Here is a 22,381-nt window from a genome sequence, read left to right as displayed (position 1 = left end):
TCCCAGAACCCCTGCCAGGGCCTTCACCCATTCACCACCTCAAATCCCACCCCGCTGCTTATTCCATAGGCCGTCGCCTATAAACGTCTTGGGCAGCTTTGCTATGTGCTTCCTGTTTTGTGTTTCCCCGTGCAGCTTCACGCCGCCCGGGGAATCTTCGTTTCTGCGCTTAGGCCTTTGCTCAGTGCCTATCGGTGAATGTCCCATATGAGCGATGAAAACGCTGTAGAGGAGTCCCCTCAACGTTCCGCTCACCTTGATCGACAACCGGCCCCGAAACAAGAGTGTGCGTCGCAATCTCCGTTTGCTGCGCAATGACGACAGTGAAATAGGCAAGACAGCCGGCAATGGCCACCTCGCCCAAAGCAGTCTGCTCCGTCGGGATCTGCGACAGCAGCCCGTAGATAGGCTGTCCGGGCGTTCCAAGCCATTCGGCAGTGTCCTGCTGGTCTGCAGACAGAACACTCAGCGTGTACCGCCTCGCGGTGCCCAGAGCCTCCATCATGCGCGAACCGGAATAGACAGAAGCCGCCATCGTCGGAGGATCCCAAGACACACTCATATAGGAATCAACGGTGATTGCCGCGGTGTGCGAACCCTTCGCACATGTCAGAACAGCAAGACCGACAGACATATAGCCGGTCAGGCGTCGATACTCGTCAATGCCGACGGAATCACGTTGGGGTCTATCCATACCGCTCAGTTTAGGCGGCTAGAATGCTGGCATGTCTGAAACGTTCTCGGCTCCCGGTGGCAGCGCCACCATTGAACGTCAGCAACAGGAGCAGCTGACCGAACCCGGCGACCACGAACGCTTTTCGCACTACGCCCCCAAAGCCAAGATCATGGAGGCGATGGTCAACGGAACCCCCATCGTCGCCCTGTGCGGCAAAGTCTGGGTTCCCTCCCGCGACCCACAGAAATTCCCCGTCTGCCCAGCCTGCCGAGAAATCTACGAATCCATGCCAGAAGGCCCCCAGGAGCCCGACGACCAGTGAACGCTCCCGGAAGAGTTCCGGGCACATCAGCAGCAGAGCAGCTGCCCCCGGCTTATCCCGAACGCGCAGCGTGGGGTACAGCCGGTAAGCTTCGTGCCTGGCAGGCTGAAGCCCTCGAACAGTACTTCACCACCGAACCGCGAGATTTCCTCGCAGTTGCTACCCCCGGGGCGGGCAAAACCACTTTCGCTCTGCGACTGGCAGCCGAGCTGCTGGCACAGCGCAAAGTCGACCGCGTGACCGTCGTGGCACCCACCGAGCACCTCAAAGTGCAGTGGGCAGACGCTGCCGGCCGAGTCGGCATCAAACTCGACCCGCGGTTTAAGAACAGCGACGGTTCGACCGCTCCCGGTTTCCACGGTGTAGCAGTGACCTATGCGCAGGTGGCAGCAAAAGCCGTCCTGCACCACAACAGGACGGCCCGTGCGCGCACCCTCGTCATACTTGACGAGGTGCACCACGCCGGCGATGCACTTTCCTGGGGAGACGCGATCCGCGAAGCATTCAGCCCCGCCCGGCGCCGCCTGTCGCTGACAGGCACCCCTTTCAGGTCCGACACCGCAGCCATTCCCTTTGTGACCTACGAACCCGATGACGAGGGCATTCGCACTTCGCAGGCCGACTACTCCTACGGCTATTCGCGCGCACTCGAAGACGGCGTTGTCCGCCCGGTCATCTTCATGACCTACTCGGGCAATATGCGGTGGAAGACCAAAACCGGTGACGTCATGGAGACCCTGCTGGGCGCTGACGCGACAAAAGACATCCACGCCCAAGCGTGGCGGACCGCACTTGACCCGCGCGGAGAATGGATCCCCGCGGTTCTCAAAGCCGCTGACATCAGGCTGAGCGAAGTGCGGCGCTCCGTCCCCGACGCCGGCGGTCTGGTCATCGCGACCGACCAGAGCACTGCACGCGCCTACGCAAAACAGCTTAAGCAGATCACAGGCGAAGAAGTCACCGTCGTGCTCTCAGACGAAGCAGGCGCCAGCGATCGGATCGACGAATTCCAAGAGTCCGACCGGCGGTGGATGGTCGCCGTGCGCATGGTGTCCGAAGGCGTCGACGTGCCGCGGCTGGCCGTGGGGGTCTATGCGACATCATCGGCTACACCCCTGTTCTTTGCGCAGGCCATTGGACGTTTCGTGCGTGCCCGCAAGCGCGGCGAAACGGCCTCCATCTTCCTGCCATCCGTGCCGATTCTCCTGGCCTTGGCCAACTCGCTGGAAGTTGAGCGCGATCACGCGCTGGACATCAGAACCGAGGACGGTGAAGAAGACGAGCATCTGCTCGATGATGATGCTCTCGAACAGGCGAACAGGAACGAAAGTGCGTCGTCGGCTCTAGACGAGGGCGCCTACGAGGCGCTGGAATCGCAGGCGTCCTTTGACAAAGTGCTGTTCGACGGCGGCGAATTCGGTGCCGGAGGTGCCGTTGGCTCGGAAGACGAACTCGACTTCATCGGCCTTCCGGGTCTGCTCGAACCCGACCAGGTAGCCGAACTCCTGCGGGCCAGGCAGGCCGAACAGGTCAAACGACGCGGCAGCGGCGGACAGACCGCACAGCCACAGCCGCAAGCCGATGCGGCGGAGCTTCAGCACCGCGCGCTGAAAGAAGACCGCAGCAAACTGCAGTCCATGGTCGGTGCGTGGGCGCGCCGGACAGGCAAACCGCACGGCTCAATTCACCTGGAGCTGCGCAGAGCCTGCGGGGGACCGGCTGTAGCGCAAGCCAGTCGCGAACAGATCCTCGACCGGATCAACACTCTGCAGCGCTGGTTCGTCGGCAGAAAATAGCTGCCGCTCAGGCGTCGTAGAACACCGTCGGGATCGTCGGGTCGCCGTCCTGCAGGCGCCGTGCCGAACGGGGCAGTTCTGCCATGGCCGCCCGGTGCATTTCCTGAGCTCGAACAACCGCCTCGGGGCCTGTGAAGCTGTCATCGATTTCCCCGTCGACAACAAAGTCAACCTGCAGGTCACGACCGCCGCCGACAGTCTCCGGAAGATGCGGAACCCCAATGGCTTCCTGTATGGCTGTTCCGCCGGACAGCACCCGCCGCGCAGTCTTGAGCCCGCCGTGTGAGCCCTTGCCCGCAGCCTTTTTGGCCACCGAGTGCCACTTGCCGGAATCGTCCTGCCTAGCCGTGAGCTTGTACACAAGGTTGGCCGAGGGTGCCCCGGAGCCGGTCACCAGTCGAGTGCCGACACCGTAGGAATCCACGGGAGCTGACGCCAATGCGGCAATTGCGTATTCATCGAGATCGCTCGTGACGGTGATCGTGGTGTTGTGAGCCCCGAGGGCATCGAGCTTGTCGCGCACCTCGGCAGCCTGAATGCCGAGGTCACCCGAATCCAAGCGCACACCGCCGAGTTTCGGACCGGCTATGCGGATGGCTGTTTCGAGTGCTTCGTCGACGTCATAGGTGTCCAGCAGAACAGTCGTGTCAGTTCCGAGTGAGTTGATCTGCGCACGAAAGGAGTCTTCTTCCGCGGCGTGCAGAAGGGTGAAGGAATGTGCCGACGTGCCGATGGTGCGCAGACCAAACCGGCGCCCCGCCTCGAGATTCGACGTCGATGAGAAGCCGGCAACAACAGCGGCCCGGGCCGCGGCAACAGCACTGCTCTCATTGGTGCGCCGCGAACCCATTTCCGCCAGCGGCCGGCCCCCCGCCACACTGCTCATGCGCGAAGCCGCAGCCGCTACCGCACTGTCGTAGTTGTAGACCGACAGGGCGAGGGTCTCCAGGATGACCGCCTCGGCAAACGGGGCCTCCACAATGAGCAGTGGTGAGCCCGGAAAATAGACATCGCCTTCCCGATAGCCGCGAATCGTGCCGGAAAAGCGGTAATCGGCCAGCCAGCCCAGAGCATCATCAGAGACAACACCGGTCTCGCGCAGAAAGCGCAGCTCGTCATCGCCGAACCGGAAGCGGCTCAGTCCTTCCAGCAGCCGACCGGTGCCGGCAACCACACCGTAGCGGCGCCCAGGCGGGAGCCTGCGCCCGAACATCTCAAACAAACACGGAGTATCCGCAGTGCCGGCATCCAAAGTTGCCTGCAGCATCGTCAGTTCGTAATGATCGGTCAGCAGAGCGGTCGACGGCCCGTCTGACGTTGTGAGTTCACGCATACTCGCGAGCATATCGGACCGCTCAGCGGGTCTTTTGGGAGTCAGTGCAATACAGTTGACTCCTGTGAGTACCACCGCCTTGCCCGTTGCAGAATCCGACGTCCTCGCTGACGCGCAGACCGATCCTGCGCTGCCGTGGGTCACGATCGTGTTCAACGACCCGGTCAACCTCATGTCCTATGTGACATACGTGTTCCGGTCCTACTTCGGCCACTCCCCGGAAAAAGCCGCCCAGCTCATGCGACAGGTCCACTATGACGGCAAAGCCGTTGTGTCCCAGGGAACGCGCGAAGAAATGGAAAAAGACACCGCTGCCATGCACGGCTTCGGTCTGTGGGCCTCGTGCAGGCAAATGGATTCGGGGGGAGCGGCATGAAGCTCTATCCCAGCAGCTCGGCATTTGCGCAGCTGGAGTTCGGCGGCACGGAGAAGGCAATCGTCGCCAGAGTCGTCAGCGACACCATCACACTGCTCGACAGTCGGTCTGACAGCGAAAGCACCGACCCCTTGGCGAAACTCGTGGGCATAGAAGACCGCGAACGGCCCACCGACCCGGCGCTCCTTCGGCTGCTGCCGGATGCCGACCCGGAAAATCCAGAGGCCTCCGCTGAGTTTCGCCGCTACACCGAAAACGACATCCGCGAAGGCAAAATCGCGAACCTGCAGACCATCCTCTTCACACTGAGCAAAACCAGTCCCGCCGAAATCGGTCGGGACGAAGCACACGCGTGGATGATCGGCCTGACCGACGTTCGTCTGGTCATATCCAGTCGACTGGGAATCGTGACCGAAGACGATATGCAGCAGCTGTACGACCGTGAAGATCACCTGGACGGCAACGATTCCGCCCTGCTGTCCATCTACGACTTCCTTTCGTGGGTACAGGAGCGCTTCACCGAACTGTTCATGAACCAGCTGGACGGGGACAGCGAATGATGAAGCTCACTGCGATCGGCACGTCCGGTTCCTACCCCGGTCCGCATTCCGCCGCAAGCTGCTATCTGCTGCAGGTGGAAGCCGACAGAACGTGGAACATCGTTCTCGACCTGGGTTCGGGCGCGCTGGGGCCGCTGCAGCGCTGGATCACCCACACCGACATCGACGCGATCGTGCTCAGTCACCTACATCCCGACCACTGCCTCGACGTGACCGGCCTGTACGTCATGCACCGCTACGACCCGCGATTCCTGGAAGCGGGCGGGCATCCGAACCGGTTGGCAGTGTACGGGCCGGCGGGAACCCGCGAACGGCTCACCGCCGCCCACCATACGGAACCCGGAGCAAGCCCCATTCCAGCCGATTCCGCCTCGGGAGATCTCGAGCAGGCATTTGACTTCACCGACATGCGCAATGGCGAATCCTTCACGGTCGGTCCTGTGACCATCACCCCGCACCTCGTGCACCACCCGGTTGAAACCTATGCCGTGCGGGTCGAATACGCCGGTGCGGTGTTGGCCTACTCCGGTGACTCCGACGCCTGCGACAACCTGACCACCGCGGCACGCGGCGCTGACGCCTTCCTATGTGAAGCTGCGTTCGAAGACGGCCGCGACACAGTGCGCGGCATCCACCTCAACGGCGAACGCGCAGGATGCACCGCGCAGGAAGCCGGGGCACAACGGCTGATTCTGACGCACATTGCACCCTGGACCAATGCCGAGACCGTCGCCGCCGCGGCAGCACACCACTACACCGGCCCCATCGATCTTGCAGTGCCTGACCGCACATGGGAGATCCGGGCACAGCGGACGTCAGAACCCGTGGCCGCAGGTGCCTAACAACAACACTGAGGAGCAGTCATGACCCGCTTTGACGGCCGCACGGCCGATCAGCTTCGACCCGTTTCCTTCCAGCGCGGCTGGCTCGACCACGCCGAAGGCTCCGTGCTCGTGGAGTTCGGCAATACGCGCGTGCTGTGCGCAGCCTCGCTGACCGAAGGCGTGCCCCGCTGGCTCAAGGGTGAGGGCACCGGGTGGGTCACAGGCGAATACGCCATGCTGCCGCGTGCCACCCACACCCGGTCGAGCCGCGAATCCGTTCGCGGCAAAGTGGGCGGGCGCACGCACGAAATCTCACGACTGATCGGCCGCAGCCTGCGCGCAGTCGTCGACACCGCACAGCTGGGCGAAAACACCATTCAACTGGACTGCGACGTCCTCCAAGCCGACGGCGGAACCCGCACGGCAGCCATCACAGGGGCCTACCTCGCTCTGCACGACGCGATCGAAAAGGGGCGCGAACTCGGCTGGATCCGCAGCAGTGCCAAAGTGCTCACAGATTCACTCGCGGCAGTGTCCGTCGGCATTGTCGACGGCACCCCCGTTCTCGACCTGCCCTACGAAGAGGACTCGCAGGCAGAAACCGACATGAACGTGGTCATGACCGGCTCCAGCAAATTCATTGAAATCCAGGGCACTGCCGAAGGAGAACCCTTCGACAGGAGCGAACTCGCAGCGCTGCTCGACCTTGCTTCCCTTGGCTGTGCCGAGTTGACTCGCCTGCAGAAAGAAGCGCTCGAAGCATGACCGGCCACGAGGGTCAACCAGTCGTCCTGGCCACCGGAAACGAAGGCAAACGCGCCGAACTCGAAACCATCCTGGCGCGCGCCCTGCCGGGTACGACAGTCGTGACATCTTCGGCTTTGGGTCTTAGCAGTCCCGTAGAAGACGGTACGACATTCGAAGAGAACGCGCTGATCAAAGCCCGCTCCGCCGCTGCCGAAGCGGGTCGACCCGCTTTTGCTGACGACTCCGGTCTGACCGTCGGCATTCTGGGTGGTGCGCCGGGCATCTTCTCCGCTCGCTGGAGCGGCAGCCACGGGGACGACCTCGCCAACAACCGACTGCTGCTGGCTCAGCTGGCAGATGTCAAAGACTCTGACCGCGCTGCCGCTTTCGTATGCGCCGCGGCCTTTGTCGATACCGACGGCACTGAGATCGTCTGCCGAGGTGCCCTGCCGGGTGCGCTGGCCCGCGCACCGCACGGATCGGGCGGGTTCGGCTACGACCCCATCTTCATTCCGGAAGGCCAAGACCGCTGCCTGGCAGAGTACAGCCGGGAGGAGAAGAACGCTGTTTCCCACCGGGGGAGGGCCTTCAGCGAGCTGGTGGAGAAGGTTCGAGCACACTTCGCGAGCTGACCTGCGCCGTCTCAGCGGACCGGCGGCGTACGTTTCTGCGCGTTCGCACCTTCAGCCCTGCGCGCAGAAAAGGCGCGGCCGGTGTACTCACCGGCCGCGCCTTTTATTCTGAAGCTGCAGGTTCTGTATTACCAGCCGTAGATCTCGGTGATCTTGATGGAGTCACCGTCGATTTCGAATTCGCCGCTGGCGATCACGGGTGCAGGGGTCGCCAGCTTCCACGCATTCTTGCCGCGGCTCTTCGAGTCGGCCGAGAACTGCGCCTTGCCGTTGTCGGTGGTGCGGAACGTGCCCTTGCCGCTTCCGCTGTCAAGCTTCGCGGACACCTTCGGGTTGGTCACCTTCCACGAAACAGTGTTGAGCTTGACGTCCTTTTCAGGCTTGATGCTGGTGTTCTGTGCCTTCTTCGGCAGCGAGATGGGACCGCAGCCCTTCTTTTCGAACTCTTTGGCCTTCTTGCAGTCGTCGATGCGCTTGTCGACCTGCTTCTGCACTTCCTTGCCCAGTTCGCCTGTGGGCTTCGGGTCGACCTTGAGCTCTGCGCCGCCGTCGTCGCCGCCGAAACCGACCGTGGTCTTTGCCGAAGCCGATTCAATGAACTTCGAACCCTCAGTGGAGATTTCGTAGGTGCCGGGCAGGACCGCGTACTCGGTGTCGGGGTTGGAGGTTGTGAAGTCCTCCCCGTTGATCTTGACCTTCGCGCCGGCCGGGGCGTTGATCTTCACGGTGCCGAGGTCAGGGGCATTGAGCTTCCACTTGTCGAAGAAGAGTCCTTGCTTGCCGTCCTTGCTGCCGGTCAGATCGATGCTCTTGTCTTCTTCGCCCTGTTTGTATCCGACGGTGATCTTGACATCATCGCCATTGCGCTCCGAAGCGGTCACCTGGGCATTGGACAGAGTATCGGCAGCTGCCTTTGCATACTTCGGGTCGTCGATGAGGTCAGTGTAGGCGTTTTCGGGTGTATCAAACGATGCGTATGAGCGCGCCTTTTCGAAGTCCCCTTCGTTGAGAGCCTCGACGAATTTTTCAGCCGTGGCGTCTGGGCCATACACGGTGCGGTTGATGATGAAGTGCGCAATAGCGCCGACAATCACCAGGATCACCACGACGGAAGCGGCGATCACAGGGATCAGCCACGCCGCCGTGTTGGACTTTTTTCTGGGGCGTTCGCGGACCGGGGCGGCGGCAATCGCAGTGCCGCCGCCACCTGCTGGGGTGCCCATGCCGGGACCCGGCGGAGGTGTCATCCGACCTGCACCCGCAGCACCGGCCCCTGCCGCAGCGCCTGCGCCGAAAGCACCGGCGCTGCCTGCGCTTGGGCTCACAGGGGGTATGACCGCGGTGTTGCCGTCTGCAGGGCCACGAGGTGCCGAGGCGGGGCGAGCACTGTGCTGCCCGGCCTGCGGTGGGCCCTGCGGACTAGTCTGCGGCTGCTGTGGGCTTTCCTGCCTGGGAGCCTGTGCTGGGTCCTGCGCACCGGCGGGAGGAAGCACCGTGGTTTTGGCGTCCTCGCCTCCGGGCGGGTTGCCCATCGGAGGTTTCTGCGGAGGTTCGGCTGCGGGCTTCGGCGCGGGCGTGCCGCTTTGGGGTGCTCGTTGAGGCGCCTGCGGTCCATAGCCGTTTGCAGGGCTGCTCGGGGGAGTCGGCTGTTCAGGGGGACGTCCGGTGCCGTAGTTCGGCTGTGGAGACGACGAGCTGTTGCTGCCTTCTTCGGGCGTTGGCTTGCTCATTGCTTCCTTCTTCGCGTTGATTGTCTGAGACCTGCGCCTCAATCTATCAGTTGGGCCCAGTCTGCACCTTCTTTCCGCGTGGAAGCTGGGAACCGAGCCGAAGCTCGTGCACCATAGGGACAATGGACCCCTCGGCACAAAGACTTCGCATCCCCTTCTTCGCAGTCCGCTCGGCGTTTCCGGCTGTCATCGTGGTGGGTGCTGTTGCGTTCCTCTCAGGTGCTGCGGTGTGGACGATAGCCGCTGCACACCTCATGCCCACCTCGGTCATCCTCGTGTGGGCGACGCGCGGAATCGCCGCCGCCGCTGGTCTTGCCGTGCCGTTGGGATCAGCCGTGCTGTCTCTGCCGCCGACCCTCGCCAACCTCGCGCTGTTCTTTGCCGTCTACTGGAGTGGGGTGCGGCTGCGCCGGATGCTCGACGACAGTGACCCAGAAGGTGAGGACCGCCTGGTGTCTCGGATCATCGGGGCCGCTTCGCTCTTCGGGATCTTTGCGCTGTTGGTGCTCATCGCCGCGAGCATCGGCGGAGCCGCCTTTGACCTGCGCGGTGTCATCCGTGTCTGCGTGCTTTTGAGCGGTCCCGTACTCGTGTCCCTGCGGCCGGCCGGTGAGCTCATCAACCGGGCCGTGCGCGACTACATGGGCTCAGCCGCGCTTGAAGCTCTGCGCATGTCTCGTGCCCAGACCCTGCGTGTCTTCGCGGCGCTGATCATCAGCTCGAACGTCGTTCTCGCCGTTTTGATAGCCGTGCGCTTCGGTGAGGTGACAGCCGTGCTGCAGGCGTACTCATCGCCGAGTGCTGCAGCGGTGGGACTGGGTGTGATCCAGCTTGCCTACGCGCCGACCGTGTGGGCGGCGGGCATTGCCTGGGTTTCCGGTGCGGGAGTCACTCTCGCCAGAGGTGTCGAACTGTCAGCCTACCGAGGTGCCGAGGGCATCGTTCCGCCGCTTCCCATCGCCTACGCTTTCCCGCCCGAGCCCAGTCCGTGGGCCGGCCTGCTCGCGCTCATTCCGGTTGTCGCCGTCGCTGCGGCGGTGACCGGGCGGGCCGAGTGGCAGTCGGCTGCCCAGCTGTGGCCGGCGGTGTTCTCTTCGGTTCAGATTCTCCTGGGCTTTTCCGTGCTGTGCCTGTTCTTCTCCGGCGGCATCGGCGGGGGAGGCCTCAGCGAAATCGGCGTGGACGTTGTGCCCACGATGCTCCTGGCGGGTCTGGGCACGTGTGCCGTCGTCTTCGCGGGCATTGGAATGGTGCGGCTGCGCGACCACTTCGCCGCACGAGATTGAACCGTGCCTGAGGAAATCAGCTTTCCGGGGCAAGTCCGGGCATGTCGATGCCCGTGAGGTTCTTGAACTTGCTGTTGAGGGCTGTGTTGTATTCCGAAGTGCACGACACTGAAGCCTGTTCGGTCAGGGCTGAGCTGACACACTCCTGGTAGTCCGCCTGCTCCTGGTAGGTGAGCATCGTGCCGATTGTGCCCAGCCCCACGTAGCCGGACACGATGATGCTGATGACGCCCATGATGAACCACGAAGCTGGGCGGTTCTCCCGGCTCGATGCAGCAAAGAAGCGAATGGCCACAACGACGGCGGCAACAGCGAGAACGCCGGCCGCCACCTTGATGGGGACCCCGAGCATGGACACCAGGAGACCGCCGATGACGAGCATGCTCAGTGTCGTTCCGAGCTGGGCGGCTCGGCTTGGCTGCTCGGAATCCTTCTTCGGCTTCTGGGTATTTGCTTCGGGTTGAGTCACGCTGTCCATCTTGGCATACCTCGTGACAGATGTGGCTGCTGGCCGCTTGGCGGTCCGCCCCGCTCAGATTTGCTCTACCTGGTGGACAGTGTCTTGCGCGGGTCTGTCACTCATGGGCGATTCAACTGTGGTGTGGGTTGCTTATAGTCCGAAGGCTCCACCGCTGACGAGGATGACGATGCCCAGCCCGATGAGCACTGCTGGGAAGAGAATGTCTTCCCACCGTTCCAGGGCTTCGGCAATAGGTTTTCTTGAGCTGATCCATTTGGCTAGGAACACCAGGACGGCCACCAGTACTAAGAAGACGATGCAGCAGGCCAGCACTGCACCCCAGCTGACGCTGACGAACACTGGCACATAGACGCCGAGATTGTCGCCGCCGTTGGCGAAGGTCACGGCCGCCACGGCCCAGATCGAGACGCGTTTGCCTTCCAGCTGTGCTTCGTCATCATCGTCTTCGCCGCGATTTCGCCAGGCCTGCCATGCCGCCCAGAGACCCAACCCCAGGGGAATCAGGCCAAAGTACGGCAGGATGGCTTCCGGCAGCAGTATTTGGGCGCCAAAGGCTGCTGCTGCCGCAGCGCCTAAAATACCCAGGAATCCTAGATATTGTCCCACCAGGATGCGGCGGGTGGTTCCTGGTTGTCCCTGGCCTCGGGCAAAAAACAGAGACAGGATGACGACGTCATCAATGTTGGTGGCGATAAACAGGCCAATCGCCTGCACGAGGGAAGAAATCACGCGCTGAGCTCCTCATCATGAGCACAACCGGCAACAGTGCAGACCGGATCAATGCAAGGGGCAGCTACGTCAACGGCCAGGGTCGTGTCCACCAAGGCAGTCAGTGCCTGCGCCAAGTGTGGGTCCGCGATCTCGTAGCGGGTTTGGCGTCCCTGATGCTTGCCGACCACAATGCCACAATCGCGCAGACAGGCCAGGTGGTTGGACACATTAGACCGTGTCAGGTCCAGAGCGTGGGCAAGGACCGCCGGATATTCAGGCCCCTCCAACAGCGTTAATAAAATTCGGGATCGCGTGGGATCGGCCATGGCTCGACCCAACCGGTTCATGACATCTAAACGAGCAGAATTGGTCAGCATGTAGTGAACTATACAGCAAACACTGAATAGTGCGACTAGATTTTCTAGATTTTACGGGAGCGACAAGAGGTCTATGCGGTGTTGACTTTGCTCAGCGGTTTTTCGCAGCTTCATGTGGCGGCCTGCTTTCACCTCTTCTGTTGCTGCCCAAATGCACCACATAGACTGCCGGAGCTGACCAAGGCGTATAGGGGTTGATGCAAAAGCTGGCATACAATTCCGCATGTGCGTCTACTGCTCCTGGCCTCCGGCACCGGTTCCCTCGTCCAAGCCGTCATCGACGGGCTTGCAAACACGGGCGTCGAGATCGTCGCCGTCGGCTCTGATCTGGCAGACGCGCCGGTCCTTGACCGGGCTCGCGCGGCCGACATCGAGGTGTTCAGTGCGCACCCGCGGGACTACGCCGACCGTGCGGCATGGGACCAGGCTTTTACTGAGACTGTTGCCGGCTACAGCCCCGATTGGATCGTCTCGGCAGGCTTCATGCGAATCCTGGGAGCCTCGTTCGTTTCGCGCTTCGGCGGACGGATCATCAACACTCACCCGGCTCTTCTGCCGGCTTTCCCCGGTGCTCACGGGGTGCGCGACGCGCTTGACTACGGCGCCAAGGTCACAGGGACCACCATTCACCTGGTTGATGAGGGCGTGGACACCGGACCGATCATCGCGCAGTTTCCCGTTGTGATCGAACCGAATGAAACCGAAGCGGTCCTGCATGAAAGAATCAAAGCAATCGAGCGCCGCGAGCTTGTGCGCCTCCTGCGCTTTCTTGAGCACGGCACAATCGAGGTGAGCGGACGGCATGTGTCCGGGTACACGCCGTCAGCTTCCTGAAGCAACCTGACCGAGGAGCAGAGTGAACGACCAGCGTCCCATCCGACGGGCACTTATCAGCGTCTATGACAAGACCGGACTCGAAGAGCTGGCCGCCGGACTGGCAGCCCAGGGCGTCGACATCGTGTCAACCGGTTCGACCGCGGCGCGCATTGAAGCCGCCGGAGTGCCCGTGACGCCAGTCGAACAGCTGACCGGTTTCCCCGAATGCCTCGAAGGGCGCGTCAAGACGCTGCACCCGAAAGTTCACGCCGGGATCCTCGCAGATTCCCGCAAAGCCGACCACATGGACCAGCTGGAGCAGCTGGGCGTTGAACAGTTCGATCTCGTTGTGGTCAACCTCTACCCGTTTGTTGAAACAGTCGCCTCTGGCGCCGGATATGACGACGTCGTCGAACAGATCGACATCGGCGGACCATCCATGGTGCGCGCAGCTGCAAAGAACCACCCCACGGTTGCCGTTGTGACCGACCCGGAACGGTACGCAGAAGTCATCGAGGCCGCCGGTTCCGGTGGGTTCGACCTTGCCGCCCGCCGCGAACTTGCCAAGGCCGCTTTCGAACACACCGCCGCATACGATGTCGCGGTTGCGGCGTGGTTCGGCCAGCAGCTGGGCGGGGAAGAAGCCAAACCGGACTTCTTCGGGATGACCGCAGAGAAGAAGAACGACCTGCGCTACGGCGAAAACCCGCACCAGAAAGCAGCCGTCTACGCGTCACCCGGCACCGGCGGCGTAGCCAACGCCGTCCAGCACGGCGGCAAGGAGATGTCCTACAACAACTACGTGGACACCGACGCGGCTCTGCGCGCCGCCTACGACCACGAAGGCCCAGCCGTTGCGATCATCAAACACGCCAATCCGTGCGGCATCGCAACAGCGGATACGATTGCCGAAGCGCACCGGCTGGCCCACGCCACCGATTCGCTGTCAGCCTACGGCGGCGTCATTGCCTGCAACCGTCCGGTCGACCTGGCCACAGCTGAATCAATCAAGCCGATCTTCACCGAAGTGGTCATCGCACCCGGCTATGATGCCGACGCGCTGGAGCTGCTGCAGACCAAGAAGAACCTGCGGATCCTTGAGATCGACGGCTACTCGGTGCCACCCATGGAATACCGTCAGGTCAGCGGAGGACTCCTCGTGCAGGACCGCGACGCGCTGCAGGCTGCCGGCGACCGTGCAGATCAGTGGACACTGGCAGCCGGTCAAGCCGTGGACGAAGAGACACTGGCCGACCTCGAATTCGCGTGGCGGGCCTGCCGCGCAGTGAAGTCCAACGCGATCCTGCTGGCATCCGGTGGCGCAGCCGTCGGTGTGGGCATGGGGCAGGTCAACCGCGTGGACTCTGCGAAGCTCGCCGTTGACCGAGCAGGCGCTGAACGCGCTCAGGGATCGGTTGCGGCCTCGGACGCGTTCTTCCCGTTTGCCGATGGCCTCCAGGTGCTCATCGACGGCGGTGTGAAAGCCGTCGTTCAACCCGGCGGTTCGATCCGTGACGAAGAGGTCATCGCCGCTGCCGAAGCCGCGGGCATTTCGATGTACTTCACCGGCACGCGCCACTTCTTCCACTGATCGACCGTCGCCCACACGATATGGCACAAGCCGGAAAAACCCGCAGCCGCCGTGCGAGCCGTGCTCGCAAGGGCGGCCGCGGTCCCATTTCCAAACGGTGGATCTACTGGAAGCGCCGCTACTCCAACCCGGTGCGGCGCGACTGGGTTCTCCTGTACACGCTGATCGGCATCGCCTTGTCCTGCGCCGGTGCGCTGGTGAACGTTCGCGTGGGCGGCATTATGCTCGCCGCGACAATCGGCGCTGTTGGGCTGCTGCGGATCATTCCGAGCTCATGGCAGAAAACCTGGGTCAACCGAAGCGCAGTCACCGATGCTGCGACAACGCTGCTGGCCGCGGCCCTCTTGGTTTTTCTGGCCCTGACCCTGCCGTCAGCCTGACCGCAGAGCCTACAGCTTTTCGACTGGCGCGTAGCGCAGCAGCAGTCGTTTGGTGCCCTCCGAACCGAAATCGACCGTCGCCACGGCTTTGTCGCCGCTTCCGGAGACTTCAAGAACAGTGCCCATGCCGAAGGAGTCGTGGGAAACCTTGTCCCCGGCTTCGACGACAACGGCTTCGCGATTGGGACGAATGCGGTTGGGGAAGCTGCGGCCCACGCTCGCAGCGGACTGGCTGGGCCGTCCCGTGCGCATGCTGCGGCCCAGGGTTCCCGACCACCCGTGAGCGGCGGAGCCGGCTTCTTGGCGGTCGACCGCAGCCGTGGGGCTCAGGGTGCCCGTTGATTCCCAGTCGATGAGCTCGTCTGGTATTTCGCCCAGGAAGCGGCTGGGTGGATTGTACTGCGGCTGACCCCACATGGAGCGGGTTTCTGCTCGTGACACAAACAGCTTCTGTTCGGCCCTGGTCAAACCGACATAGGCCAAGCGGCGTTCTTCGGCCAGTTCCGTGGGATCCGAAAATGAACGCTGGTGGGGGAACGTGCCGTCTTCTAAGCCGGTGAGGAAGACCACGGGAAACTCGAGCCCTTTGGCCGTGTGCAGGGTCATGAGGGTGACTTCGCCAAGTTCGGCATCTGGGATCGAATCGGCGTCCGCTGTCAGCGACACCCGCTCCAGGAAGTCCCCGAGTGTGCTTTCGGGGTGCTGTGTGTGGAAGTCTTCGGCCACCGCGACGAGTTCGGCGAGGTTGTCGACCCGAGCTTCATCCTGTGGATCTGAGCTGGCGCTCAGCTGTGCCAGGTATCCGGTCTGCTCCAGAACAGATTCGATCACGCGCGAGGCGGGCGCGCCGTCGGCAGAGGTCATGAGGTCGTTCATGAGTGCCGCGAATTTCTGCAGCGGGCCGAGTGTTCGGGTGGTCATGCCGGGGGCTTCGTCAACCCGCTGCAGGGCCGCCCACAGGGAAATCTGTTCGCGCGAGGCAAAGGCCTGCAGAAGCGCCAGCGAACGATCCCCGATGGAGCGCTTGGGAACGTTGATGATGCGGCTGAGGTTGACGTCGTCGTCCGGATTGTCGATGACGCGGACATAGGCGAGCGCGTCTTTGATTTCCCGGCGTTCGTAGAAGCGGGTCCCGCCGACAACCCGGTAGGGGATTCCTGAGCGCACAAAAGCGTCTTCAATTGCCCGGGACTGGGCGTTCGTTCTGTAGAACACCGCGAAGTCTCCGTAGCTTAGGCCCTTGTCGTCCATGACGGAGTCAATGCGGTCGACGATGAACTGGGCTTCTGACTGTTCGCTCTCTGCCACCCAGCCGGTGATGACGTCGCCGCTGCCGGAATCGGTCCACAGGCGCTTGACCCGGCGGTCGTCGTTGTTGGAGATGACGGCGTTGGCCGCCGAAAGGATGTTCTGCGTGGATCGGTAGTTCTGTTCGAGCAGAACCGTGGCCGCCTGTGGGAAGTCCTCTTCGAATTCTTCGATATTGCGCACTGTTGCGCCGCGGAAGGCGTAGATCGACTGGTCGGCATCGCCGACGACGGTGAGTTCGGCCGGGTTGTCATCGGAATCAGTGCCCGCAAGAGCACGGACCAGCTGGTACTGCGCGGGGTTGGTGTCCTGGTATTCGTCGACGAGGATGTGGCGGAATCGTGCCCGGTAGCTGGCCGCGATGTCGGGGAACGCGCCGAGCATGTGGACGGTTTCCATGATGAGGTCGTCGAAGTCGAAGGCGTTCGCGGTGGCCAGCCGCTGCTGGTAGCGGGTGTACACGGACGCGATCGTCGAATCATAGGGGTTGTTCGCCGACTGTGCGGCGAAGTCCTCGGCTGTGATGAGTTCGTTCTTGACGTTCGAAATGCGGTGCTGCAGCGATTTCGGTGAGAACTTTTTGGTGTCGAGGGCGAGTTCGCGGGCCACCTGGGTGATCAGGCGCAGAGAATCTGCGGAATCGTAGATGGTGAAGTTGGGGCTGCGGCCCAGTGCTTTGGCTTCGCGGCGCAGAATGCGCACGCACGCCGAGTGGAAGGTTGATATCCACATGCCGCGGGTCTGCGTGCCGATGAGCTGTTCCACACGCTCCTGCATTTCCCGTGCGGCCTTATTGGTGAAGGTGATTGCGAGGATCTGTCCCGGGTGGGCCCTCCCGGTGCGCAGGGCGTAGGCGATTCTGCGTGTGAGGACTGCCGTTTTGCCCGAACCGGCACCGGCGACGATCAGCAGGGGACCGCCTTGGTGAACGGCTGCCTTGCGCTGCTGAGGGTTGAGCCCTGCCAAGAGTTCTTCCGGGTTCGAGGACCCGACCGCCTGAGTGTCTGCCGGGGCGGGATCCTCCGCCGGGACGGGCGCGGCTGTGCCGCCGTTGTCTGCGGAAGCGTGCGGATTGAGGAAATCGAACGGTGAGCTCATGGTGCTTCCCAGTATGGCAGGAGGGGCTGACGCGAGACCTGCGCGCAGTGCGTGCAGAAAGAAAACGGGGCGCCGTGCTCACGGCGCCCCGAAGCCGGTGGTATCAGAGAGTGAAGACTGCGACGATCACGGCGAGCACAGCGGCAATGAACCCGGTGTGAGCCATAGCGGCGGACGGAGCTGCGGTCTTGACAGTGCCATCGGCGACAGCGCCAGCGGAGGCGGCGGCCTTTTCGCGCTTGTTGCCGATGATGAACGCAATGAGAGCGACAAGGCCCAAAAGAATCTTGATGCCGGCACCGGCGCGCAACGACATGGTCGGGCTGCCCTGCATCTCCAACATTCCGAACAGCAGGACGCCGGTTACGACCTGCAGACCGGCGGCGTGAAGCATACCGGGCAGAACGCGCGGAGCTTTGACCGTGACGAGGTAGCCGCCGACGATCATCGCCATGCCGATAAGGTGGAGAATGACGAGGATATTCTGAACGATTTCCATAGCCTTGATTCTAGTGGCAAGATATGAGAGCGCCCTGAGCGGGTCAGCTCGGGGCCGTATCCCACTGGGAACAATCCGCCCTGGTGTAACGGCAGCACGCCGGCCTTTGGAGCCGTGCAGTTTAGGTTCGAATCCTAAGGGCGGAGCTGATGCGGAAAACACCGCAGCGCAGTCAACACCGAGGAGCAGCATGGCTGACCATCCCGCAGCTGTCATCGTTCTGGCCGCAGGCGCCGGAACCAGGATGAAGTCCGCAACACCGAAGGTGATGCACCAGATCGGCGGGCGGTCCCTCCTCCACCACGCGGTCAGCGCGGCAGCCGGAGTCGGCCCCGAACACCTCGTGGTCGTGCTGCGACACGAGCGCGACCTCGTGGCAGACCATCTGAACCAGGTGACTGAGGCTGTTGAGCAGTCGATCATCGTCGCCGACCAGGACAGCGTGCCCGGCACCGGCCGGGCAGCAGAATGTGCGCTCACCCAGCTGCCCCAGGACCTGCGCGGCACCGTCGTCGTCACCTACGGCGACGTCCCGCTGCTGACCTCGCAGACCATCGCAGACCTCGTGCGCTTCCACGAAGAGCGCTCCCACGCGGTCACGGTTCTGTCCGCTCACGTGGACAACCCGCACGGCTACGGTCGCATCATCCGCGACTCCGCCGGTGCGCTTGAGCGGATCGTCGAAGAAAAAGACGCTGACGAAGCCCAGCGCAGGATCACCGAAATCAACTCCGGCATCTACGCTTTTGACGCCTCGGTTCTGCGGTCGTCCCTCGAACAGGTCAGCACCGACAACGCGCAGGGCGAAAAATACCTCACCGACGTCATCGGGCTGGCCCGCGATGCCGGTTCGTCAGTCGCAGCGATGGTCACCGACGACCTGTGGCAGGTCGAAGGCGCCAATGACCGCGTGCAGCTGGCGCAGCTGGGACGTGAACTCAATCGCCGCACGGTTGAGCGCTGGATGCGCGAAGGTGTGACCGTCATAGACCCCGAAACCACGTGGATCGACTCCGATGTCTCGCTCAGCCCCGACGTCACGATCCTGCCGAACGTCCAGCTGCACGGCGCAACCGACATCGGCACCGGAGCCGTGATCGGCCCGGACACCACACTCACCGATACAGAGGTGAAGGCTGAAGCCCGCGTCATCCGCACCCACGGGGAACTCGCGGTCATCGGCGAGGGCGCCTCGGTCGGCCCGTTCGCCTACCTTCGGCCCGGCACAGAACTGGGCTCGAACGGTAAGATCGGAACCTTCGTCGAAACCAAGAACGCGCAGATCGGAACCGGCACCAAAGTGCCCCACCTGACCTACGTTGGGGATGCCGAAATCGGCGACCACTCCAACATCGGAGCTTCTTCTGTGTTCGTCAACTACGACGGACAGACCAAACACCGCACCGTTGTGGGGTCTCACTGCCGCACCGGTTCGGACACGATGTTCATTGCCCCTGTGACCGTCGGCGACGGTGCCTATTCGGGAGCCGGCACCGTCATCCGCAAGGACGTGCCCGCGGGATCACTGGCCATCACATACGCTGAACAGAGAAACATCGAAGGTTGGGTTCAGAAGAACCGGCCCGGAACAGCTGCTGCAGAGGCCGCAGAGCGCGCTAAGGAGTCTGAGGGCAAGTGAACGAGATTACAACAACCGGCGAAAAGAAACTCGTCCTGGTCACAGGGCGCTCACACCCGGAACTGGCAGCCGATGTTGCTGAGAACCTCGGCACGGACCTGCTGGAAACCGAAATCCGCCCGTTTGCCAACGGTGAGATCTACGTCCGCTATTCAGAATCTGTGCGCGGCAGCGACGTCTTCGTCCTGCAGTCGCACTGCACGCCCATCAACGAATGGGTTATGGAGCAGCTGATCATGCTCGATGCGCTCAAGCGCGCATCCGCCAAGCGCATCACCGTGATCGCCCCGTTCTTCCCGTATGCGCGCCAAGACAAGAAGCACCGCGGCCGCGAACCGATCTCCGCTCGACTCATGGCCGACCTCTTCCGGGCCGCCGGCGCTGACCGCATCATCACGGTCGATCTGCACACATCGCAGATCCAGGGCTTCTTCGACGGTCCCGTAGACCACCTGGTCGCCCTGCCGACACTGGCCGGCTACGTCAAGGAGAACTATGACGACAGTCGCCTGGCCGTCGTTTCGCCGGACGCTGGCCGCATCAAGGTGGCCGAAAACTGGTCAGAGGCGCTTGGCGGCGTGCCGCTGGCCTTCATCCACAAGACACGCGACATCGATAGGCCGAACGAATCCAAGGCCAACCGCGTCGTCGGCGACGTCGAAGGCCGCATGTGCGTGCTCGTCGACGACATGATCGACACCGGCGGCACCATTGTGCAGGCCGCTGACGCCTGCATGAACGCCGGAGCTAAGGGCGTCATCATCGTTGCCACTCACGCTGTGTTCTCCGGTCCGGCAGTGCAGCGTTTGGAAAACTCCTGCGCCGAAGAGGTCATTGTGACCAACACCCTGCCGATTGATGATGACAAGAAGTTCGGCAAGCTCACCGAACTGTCGATTGCCCCGCTCCTGGCGCGGGCAGTGCACGAAGTCTTCGAAGACGGATCCGTCACCAGCCTGTTCCACATCTGAGCAGGCTTCGGCGCTGAGTCCCGAAAGCGCGGACCGCCGGAGTTTCGGCACCGCGTACGGTCTGCGGCATTTCAGCCTTCGGCAGACCGTCGTGTATCCTTGTGTGGTTGCCTCGGCGAGGGGAGCTCAGACTCCCGTTATCGACGCGGGTTATCTTGCGTCCGCCGTGGGATTGTATTCACCACGAAGGAGACACAATGGCAGCTGATTTTGTTCTCAACGTCAAGCCGCGCGAAGAGCACGGCAAGGGCGCATCCCGCCGCGCGCGCCGCGCCGGTCGCGTTCCCGCTGTGATGTACGGTCACGGCATTGACCCCGTTCACATGACCGTCGATGGTCACGACATCATGATGGCGATGAAGGTCCCGAACGCACTTCTGGAGATCAAGAACGACGAAGACGGCTTCAAGTCGCTTGCCGTTGCACGTGAAGTGCAGCGCCACCCGGTCCGTCGAGAAATCGTCCACGTTGACCTCATCAAGGTCAAGAAGGGCGAAAAGATCGAGGTCGACGTCCCCATCACGATCGAAGGCGAATCGGCTCCCGAAACCATCGTTGCGCTCGAAGCCACCACGATTCGCGTTCTCGCAGACGCCACCGACCTGCCGGAAGAGCTCGTCGTTTCGGTCGAAGGCCGCGAAGCCGGCGACCACATCTACGCGGGCGACGTCAAGCTCGCTGGCGGCATCGAACTGGTTGACGACGAAGAGCTCATGGTTGTCAACGTCTCGCAGGAGATGTCTGCCGAGGAACTCGAAGCCGAACTCGAATCTGACGCTCAGCCTGACGAGCCCGAAGAAGCCGGCGACGACGCTGAAGAAGCCGGCGGTGAAGCAGAAGAAGAGTCCGAAGACTGATCTGCTGATATCTGTGGAAGGCCCCGCCGCTGTGCGGGGCCTTTCGCACATACACGACCCTGAGCACTGCGAACTTTTTCGAGGAGAACGGTGATGTCTGGAACTTGGCTGATTGTCGGCCTGGGCAATCCTGGTTCGCGCTATGAGCGCACTCGGCACAACATCGGCTACATGGTGGTCGACGAACTGCTGCGCCGCACCGGCGGTGCGCTGGGCAAAACCAAACACCGGGCTTTTGCCGACACCGTCCGCCTCGGCAGTGACAAAGCTGTGCTTATGCGCTCGATGACCTACATGAACGAAAGCGGGATCGCGGTGCGCGGACTGGCCGATTTCTACGGTGTCGATCCCGAGCGGATCATTGCCATCCACGACGACGTCGACATTCCCTTCGACAGCATCAAACTCAAGATCGGCGGGGGAGAGGGCGGCCACAATGGCCTGCGCTCCATCACCCAGCACATTGGGACCCGCGACTATCTGCGGCTGCGCGCAGGGGTTGGCCGCCCACCCGGGCGCATGGACACCGCAGACTTCGTCCTTCGCCCCTTCTCACGTTCTGAAGCCGCGGATCTGCCGTTGTTCATCAGCGATCTGGCGGATGCCTGTGAAGACCTCGTGCGACTGGGGCTGACGGACACGCAGCAGCGCTACCACGGCCGGTCACGCGCCTGAGCTATTCAATATCGAGGTCGCGCAGCAGCTGATCGAGCTCAGGGTCTCTGGTTTGCTGCGATTGGGCCTGTGTGAGGTGCTGGGCGTTCTGTCCCGACCTGGGCTTTGCCGCAGAGCCGAGCGCCCATGCAGCAGCGCAGCCGCCGATGAGGCCGAATAGGTGACCCTGCCAGGACATCGAGGTGCCACGAGGGATCAAGCCGATGACCATCGAGACCCCGTACAGTCCGGCTACGACGATGGCGACGACAAGGTAGATGACTTTGCGCAGCCCGCAGCGGGCAAAGAGCCCGCGCAGAACGAGGTAGCCGAAGTAGCCGAACACGAGGCCGGAAGCCCCGACCGTCACGGTGCCGGGCCGGTTGAGGAAGAACACCCCGAGCCCGCCGGCAACGGCTGAGGCCACGGTGACGGCGGCGAAGCGCTTGGCGCCGTCAAAAGCGACGATGAGCCCCAGAATGAGGAACGGAATCGTGTTCGACAGCAGATGGAACCAGCTGACGTGCACGAACGGCGATGTGGCGATCGCCCACAGGCTCGACGGACTCCATGCGCGCACGCCGAGGGCGTGCACGCTGCCGGGGATGACCGTGCTGATCACGCGCATGATCCACATGAGCGCAAGCATCACAACCGGGGCGAAGTAGTGCGCGGGGACCGTCAGGGTGACGCCGCGCGTCTGCTGTGAACTCATAG

24 protein-coding genes and 1 tRNA gene are annotated in these 22,381 nt (G+C 62.7%); 16 read left to right on the top strand and 9 right to left on the bottom strand.

Going from position 1 to position 22,381, the window contains the following annotated elements; translation table 11 throughout:
• Positions 1 to 181 precede the first annotated feature (181 nt).
• The gene (locus tag HMPREF2757_RS11250; RefSeq protein WP_070576890.1) at positions 182 to 694 is read right to left on the bottom strand and encodes a flavin reductase family protein; all 513 of its coding nucleotides are present in this window, start codon (positions 692 to 694) and stop codon (positions 182 to 184) included.
• Positions 695 to 725: 31 nt separating this feature from the next.
• Between HMPREF2757_RS11250 and HMPREF2757_RS11245 the strand changes: the two genes are divergently transcribed.
• Together HMPREF2757_RS11245 and HMPREF2757_RS11240 are read left to right on the top strand one after the other, a co-directional pair.
• Positions 726 to 998 (top strand): DUF3039 domain-containing protein, encoded by a 273-nt coding sequence (locus HMPREF2757_RS11245; RefSeq protein ID WP_019175702.1) that lies wholly within the window; start codon positions 726 to 728, stop codon positions 996 to 998.
• Positions 995 to 2,794 (top strand): DEAD/DEAH box helicase, encoded by a 1,800-nt coding sequence (locus HMPREF2757_RS11240; RefSeq protein ID WP_070576887.1) that lies wholly within the window; start codon positions 995 to 997, stop codon positions 2,792 to 2,794. The genes HMPREF2757_RS11245 and HMPREF2757_RS11240 overlap by 4 nt, the downstream gene beginning before the upstream one ends.
• Before the next feature lie 7 nt (positions 2,795 to 2,801).
• Here the strand turns inward: HMPREF2757_RS11240 and HMPREF2757_RS11235 are convergent, their stop codons facing one another.
• Positions 2,802 to 4,127, bottom strand: a complete 1,326-nt coding sequence (locus tag HMPREF2757_RS11235; protein ID WP_070576884.1) for a nicotinate phosphoribosyltransferase — start codon at positions 4,125 to 4,127, stop codon at positions 2,802 to 2,804.
• Positions 4,128 to 4,191: 64 nt separating this feature from the next.
• Between HMPREF2757_RS11235 and clpS the strand changes: the two genes are divergently transcribed.
• Genes clpS through rdgB form a run of 5 tightly spaced genes read left to right on the top strand, consistent with a single transcriptional unit; the run spans position 4,192 to position 7,266 of the window.
• Positions 4,192 to 4,503: an ATP-dependent Clp protease adapter ClpS gene (clpS, locus tag HMPREF2757_RS11230; RefSeq protein ID WP_070576881.1), complete on the top strand. Its 312-nt coding sequence runs from the start codon at positions 4,192 to 4,194 to the stop codon at positions 4,501 to 4,503.
• On the top strand, positions 4,500 to 5,063 hold the full coding sequence (locus HMPREF2757_RS11225; protein WP_070576878.1) for a DUF2017 domain-containing protein: 564 nt from the start codon (positions 4,500 to 4,502) through the stop codon (positions 5,061 to 5,063). Before clpS ends, HMPREF2757_RS11225 begins: the two co-directional genes overlap by 4 nt.
• Positions 5,060 to 5,905, top strand: coding sequence for an MBL fold metallo-hydrolase (locus tag HMPREF2757_RS11220; protein WP_083304267.1), 846 nt, complete (start codon positions 5,060 to 5,062; stop codon positions 5,903 to 5,905). The genes HMPREF2757_RS11225 and HMPREF2757_RS11220 overlap by 4 nt, the downstream gene beginning before the upstream one ends.
• Positions 5,906 to 5,926: 21 nt before the next feature.
• Positions 5,927 to 6,652, top strand: coding sequence for a ribonuclease PH (gene rph / locus HMPREF2757_RS11215; protein ID WP_070576874.1), 726 nt, complete (start codon positions 5,927 to 5,929; stop codon positions 6,650 to 6,652).
• The gene (rdgB, locus tag HMPREF2757_RS11210; RefSeq protein WP_070576871.1) at positions 6,649 to 7,266 is read left to right on the top strand and encodes an RdgB/HAM1 family non-canonical purine NTP pyrophosphatase; all 618 of its coding nucleotides are present in this window, start codon (positions 6,649 to 6,651) and stop codon (positions 7,264 to 7,266) included. Before rph ends, rdgB begins: the two co-directional genes overlap by 4 nt.
• A 128-nt stretch (positions 7,267 to 7,394) precedes the next feature.
• Here the strand turns inward: rdgB and HMPREF2757_RS11205 are convergent, their stop codons facing one another.
• Positions 7,395 to 8,996: a zinc ribbon domain-containing protein gene (locus tag HMPREF2757_RS11205; protein WP_141750268.1), complete on the bottom strand. Its 1,602-nt coding sequence runs from the start codon at positions 8,994 to 8,996 to the stop codon at positions 7,395 to 7,397.
• A 122-nt stretch (positions 8,997 to 9,118) separates the two neighbouring features.
• On the opposite strand from HMPREF2757_RS11205, the gene HMPREF2757_RS11200 reads away from it, so the two are divergent.
• On the top strand, positions 9,119 to 10,282 hold the full coding sequence (locus HMPREF2757_RS11200) for a cell division protein PerM (RefSeq protein ID WP_070576865.1): 1,164 nt from the start codon (positions 9,119 to 9,121) through the stop codon (positions 10,280 to 10,282).
• Positions 10,283 to 10,298: 16 nt separating this feature from the next.
• Here HMPREF2757_RS11200 and HMPREF2757_RS11195 read toward each other — a convergent pair whose 3' ends face one another.
• The 3 genes from HMPREF2757_RS11195 to HMPREF2757_RS11560 all read right to left on the bottom strand — a co-directional run bounded on the left by HMPREF2757_RS11195 (position 10,299) and on the right by HMPREF2757_RS11560 (position 11,851).
• Positions 10,299 to 10,751, bottom strand: coding sequence for a hypothetical protein (locus HMPREF2757_RS11195; RefSeq protein WP_070777451.1), 453 nt, complete (start codon positions 10,749 to 10,751; stop codon positions 10,299 to 10,301).
• Positions 10,752 to 10,892: 141 nt separating this feature from the next.
• Positions 10,893 to 11,492, bottom strand: coding sequence for a cadmium resistance transporter (locus tag HMPREF2757_RS11190; RefSeq protein WP_070576858.1), 600 nt, complete (start codon positions 11,490 to 11,492; stop codon positions 10,893 to 10,895).
• A complete protein-coding gene (locus HMPREF2757_RS11560) occupies positions 11,489 to 11,851 on the bottom strand; it encodes a Cd(II)/Pb(II)-sensing metalloregulatory transcriptional regulator CmtR (RefSeq protein ID WP_081499761.1) in 363 nt (120 codons plus the stop codon). Before HMPREF2757_RS11560 ends, HMPREF2757_RS11190 begins: the two co-directional genes overlap by 4 nt.
• A 225-nt stretch (positions 11,852 to 12,076) precedes the next feature.
• Here HMPREF2757_RS11560 and purN point away from each other — a divergent pair, with 225 nt between their 5' ends.
• From purN to HMPREF2757_RS11170, 3 genes are read left to right on the top strand one after another with little or no spacing between them, the layout of a single operon-like run.
• Positions 12,077 to 12,685, top strand: coding sequence for a phosphoribosylglycinamide formyltransferase (gene purN / locus HMPREF2757_RS11180; protein WP_070576855.1), 609 nt, complete (start codon positions 12,077 to 12,079; stop codon positions 12,683 to 12,685).
• Positions 12,686 to 12,707: 22 nt separating this feature from the next.
• Positions 12,708 to 14,258, top strand: coding sequence for a bifunctional phosphoribosylaminoimidazolecarboxamide formyltransferase/IMP cyclohydrolase (purH, locus tag HMPREF2757_RS11175; protein ID WP_070576853.1), 1,551 nt, complete (start codon positions 12,708 to 12,710; stop codon positions 14,256 to 14,258).
• Positions 14,259 to 14,278: 20 nt separating this feature from the next.
• Complete coding sequence (locus HMPREF2757_RS11170; RefSeq protein WP_070576851.1) at positions 14,279 to 14,638, top strand: hypothetical protein; 360 nt, start codon at positions 14,279 to 14,281, stop codon at positions 14,636 to 14,638.
• 9 nt (positions 14,639 to 14,647) lie between these two features.
• On the opposite strand, the gene pcrA is transcribed toward HMPREF2757_RS11170, so the two are convergent.
• Positions 14,648 to 17,044: a DNA helicase PcrA gene (pcrA, locus tag HMPREF2757_RS11165; protein ID WP_070576850.1), complete on the bottom strand. Its 2,397-nt coding sequence runs from the start codon at positions 17,042 to 17,044 to the stop codon at positions 14,648 to 14,650.
• Positions 17,045 to 17,147: 103 nt separating this feature from the next.
• Positions 17,148 to 17,543, bottom strand: coding sequence for a hypothetical protein (locus tag HMPREF2757_RS11160; protein WP_070576848.1), 396 nt, complete (start codon positions 17,541 to 17,543; stop codon positions 17,148 to 17,150).
• Between the two features lie 74 nt (positions 17,544 to 17,617).
• Between HMPREF2757_RS11160 and HMPREF2757_RS11155 the strand changes: the two genes are divergently transcribed.
• The 5 genes from HMPREF2757_RS11155 to pth all read left to right on the top strand — a co-directional run bounded on the left by HMPREF2757_RS11155 (position 17,618) and on the right by pth (position 21,685).
• Positions 17,618 to 17,689: transfer RNA gene (locus HMPREF2757_RS11155), tRNA-Gln, on the top strand.
• A gap of 44 nt (positions 17,690 to 17,733) precedes the next feature.
• A complete protein-coding gene (glmU, locus tag HMPREF2757_RS11150; RefSeq protein WP_070576845.1) occupies positions 17,734 to 19,182 on the top strand; it encodes a bifunctional UDP-N-acetylglucosamine diphosphorylase/glucosamine-1-phosphate N-acetyltransferase GlmU in 1,449 nt (482 codons plus the stop codon).
• Complete coding sequence (locus HMPREF2757_RS11145) at positions 19,179 to 20,153, top strand: ribose-phosphate diphosphokinase (protein ID WP_070576842.1); 975 nt, start codon at positions 19,179 to 19,181, stop codon at positions 20,151 to 20,153. Before glmU ends, HMPREF2757_RS11145 begins: the two co-directional genes overlap by 4 nt.
• A gap of 197 nt (positions 20,154 to 20,350) precedes the next feature.
• Positions 20,351 to 21,010, top strand: a complete 660-nt coding sequence (locus HMPREF2757_RS11140) for a 50S ribosomal protein L25/general stress protein Ctc (RefSeq protein ID WP_070576839.1) — start codon at positions 20,351 to 20,353, stop codon at positions 21,008 to 21,010.
• Between the two features lie 93 nt (positions 21,011 to 21,103).
• Entirely contained in the window at positions 21,104 to 21,685 is a 582-nt protein-coding gene (pth, locus tag HMPREF2757_RS11135; RefSeq protein ID WP_070576837.1) for an aminoacyl-tRNA hydrolase, read from the top strand.
• Between the two features lies 1 nt (position 21,686).
• Here the strand turns inward: pth and HMPREF2757_RS11130 are convergent, their stop codons facing one another.
• Entirely contained in the window at positions 21,687 to 22,379 is a 693-nt protein-coding gene (locus HMPREF2757_RS11130; RefSeq protein WP_070576834.1) for a rhomboid family intramembrane serine protease, read from the bottom strand.
• Between the last annotated feature and the right edge of the window lie 2 nt (positions 22,380 to 22,381).

The sequence above is a fragment of the Brevibacterium sp. HMSC063G07 genome, from assembly GCF_001810665.1.
Classification (GTDB): Bacteria; Actinomycetota; Actinomycetes; order Actinomycetales; family Brevibacteriaceae; genus Brevibacterium.
This window is presented reverse-complemented; position numbering and strand designations above follow the sequence as displayed.

Coding starts and splice junctions, on each gene's coding strand:
- HMPREF2757_RS11245 (WP_019175702.1), top strand. CDS start 726: ATGTCTGAAACGTTCTCGGCTCCCGGTGGCAGCGCCACCATTGAACGT.
- HMPREF2757_RS11205 (WP_141750268.1), bottom strand. CDS start 8,996: ATGAGCAAGCCAACGCCCGAAGAAGGCAGCAACAGCTCGTCGTCTCCA.
- HMPREF2757_RS11225 (WP_070576878.1), top strand. CDS start 4,500: ATGAAGCTCTATCCCAGCAGCTCGGCATTTGCGCAGCTGGAGTTCGGC.
- rdgB (WP_070576871.1), top strand. CDS start 6,649: ATGACCGGCCACGAGGGTCAACCAGTCGTCCTGGCCACCGGAAACGAA.
- rph (WP_070576874.1), top strand. CDS start 5,927: ATGACCCGCTTTGACGGCCGCACGGCCGATCAGCTTCGACCCGTTTCC.
- HMPREF2757_RS11235 (WP_070576884.1), bottom strand. CDS start 4,127: ATGCGTGAACTCACAACGTCAGACGGGCCGTCGACCGCTCTGCTGACC.
- HMPREF2757_RS11160 (WP_070576848.1), bottom strand. CDS start 17,543: ATGGAAATCGTTCAGAATATCCTCGTCATTCTCCACCTTATCGGCATG.
- HMPREF2757_RS11140 (WP_070576839.1), top strand. CDS start 20,351: ATGGCAGCTGATTTTGTTCTCAACGTCAAGCCGCGCGAAGAGCACGGC.
- glmU (WP_070576845.1), top strand. CDS start 17,734: ATGGCTGACCATCCCGCAGCTGTCATCGTTCTGGCCGCAGGCGCCGGA.
- HMPREF2757_RS11170 (WP_070576851.1), top strand. CDS start 14,279: ATGGCACAAGCCGGAAAAACCCGCAGCCGCCGTGCGAGCCGTGCTCGC.
- HMPREF2757_RS11200 (WP_070576865.1), top strand. CDS start 9,119: ATGGACCCCTCGGCACAAAGACTTCGCATCCCCTTCTTCGCAGTCCGC.
- HMPREF2757_RS11130 (WP_070576834.1), bottom strand. CDS start 22,379: ATGAGTTCACAGCAGACGCGCGGCGTCACCCTGACGGTCCCCGCGCAC.
- pcrA (WP_070576850.1), bottom strand. CDS start 17,044: ATGAGCTCACCGTTCGATTTCCTCAATCCGCACGCTTCCGCAGACAAC.
- HMPREF2757_RS11250 (WP_070576890.1), bottom strand. CDS start 694: ATGGATAGACCCCAACGTGATTCCGTCGGCATTGACGAGTATCGACGC.
- HMPREF2757_RS11560 (WP_081499761.1), bottom strand. CDS start 11,851: ATGCTGACCAATTCTGCTCGTTTAGATGTCATGAACCGGTTGGGTCGA.
- pth (WP_070576837.1), top strand. CDS start 21,104: ATGTCTGGAACTTGGCTGATTGTCGGCCTGGGCAATCCTGGTTCGCGC.
- HMPREF2757_RS11220 (WP_083304267.1), top strand. CDS start 5,060: ATGATGAAGCTCACTGCGATCGGCACGTCCGGTTCCTACCCCGGTCCG.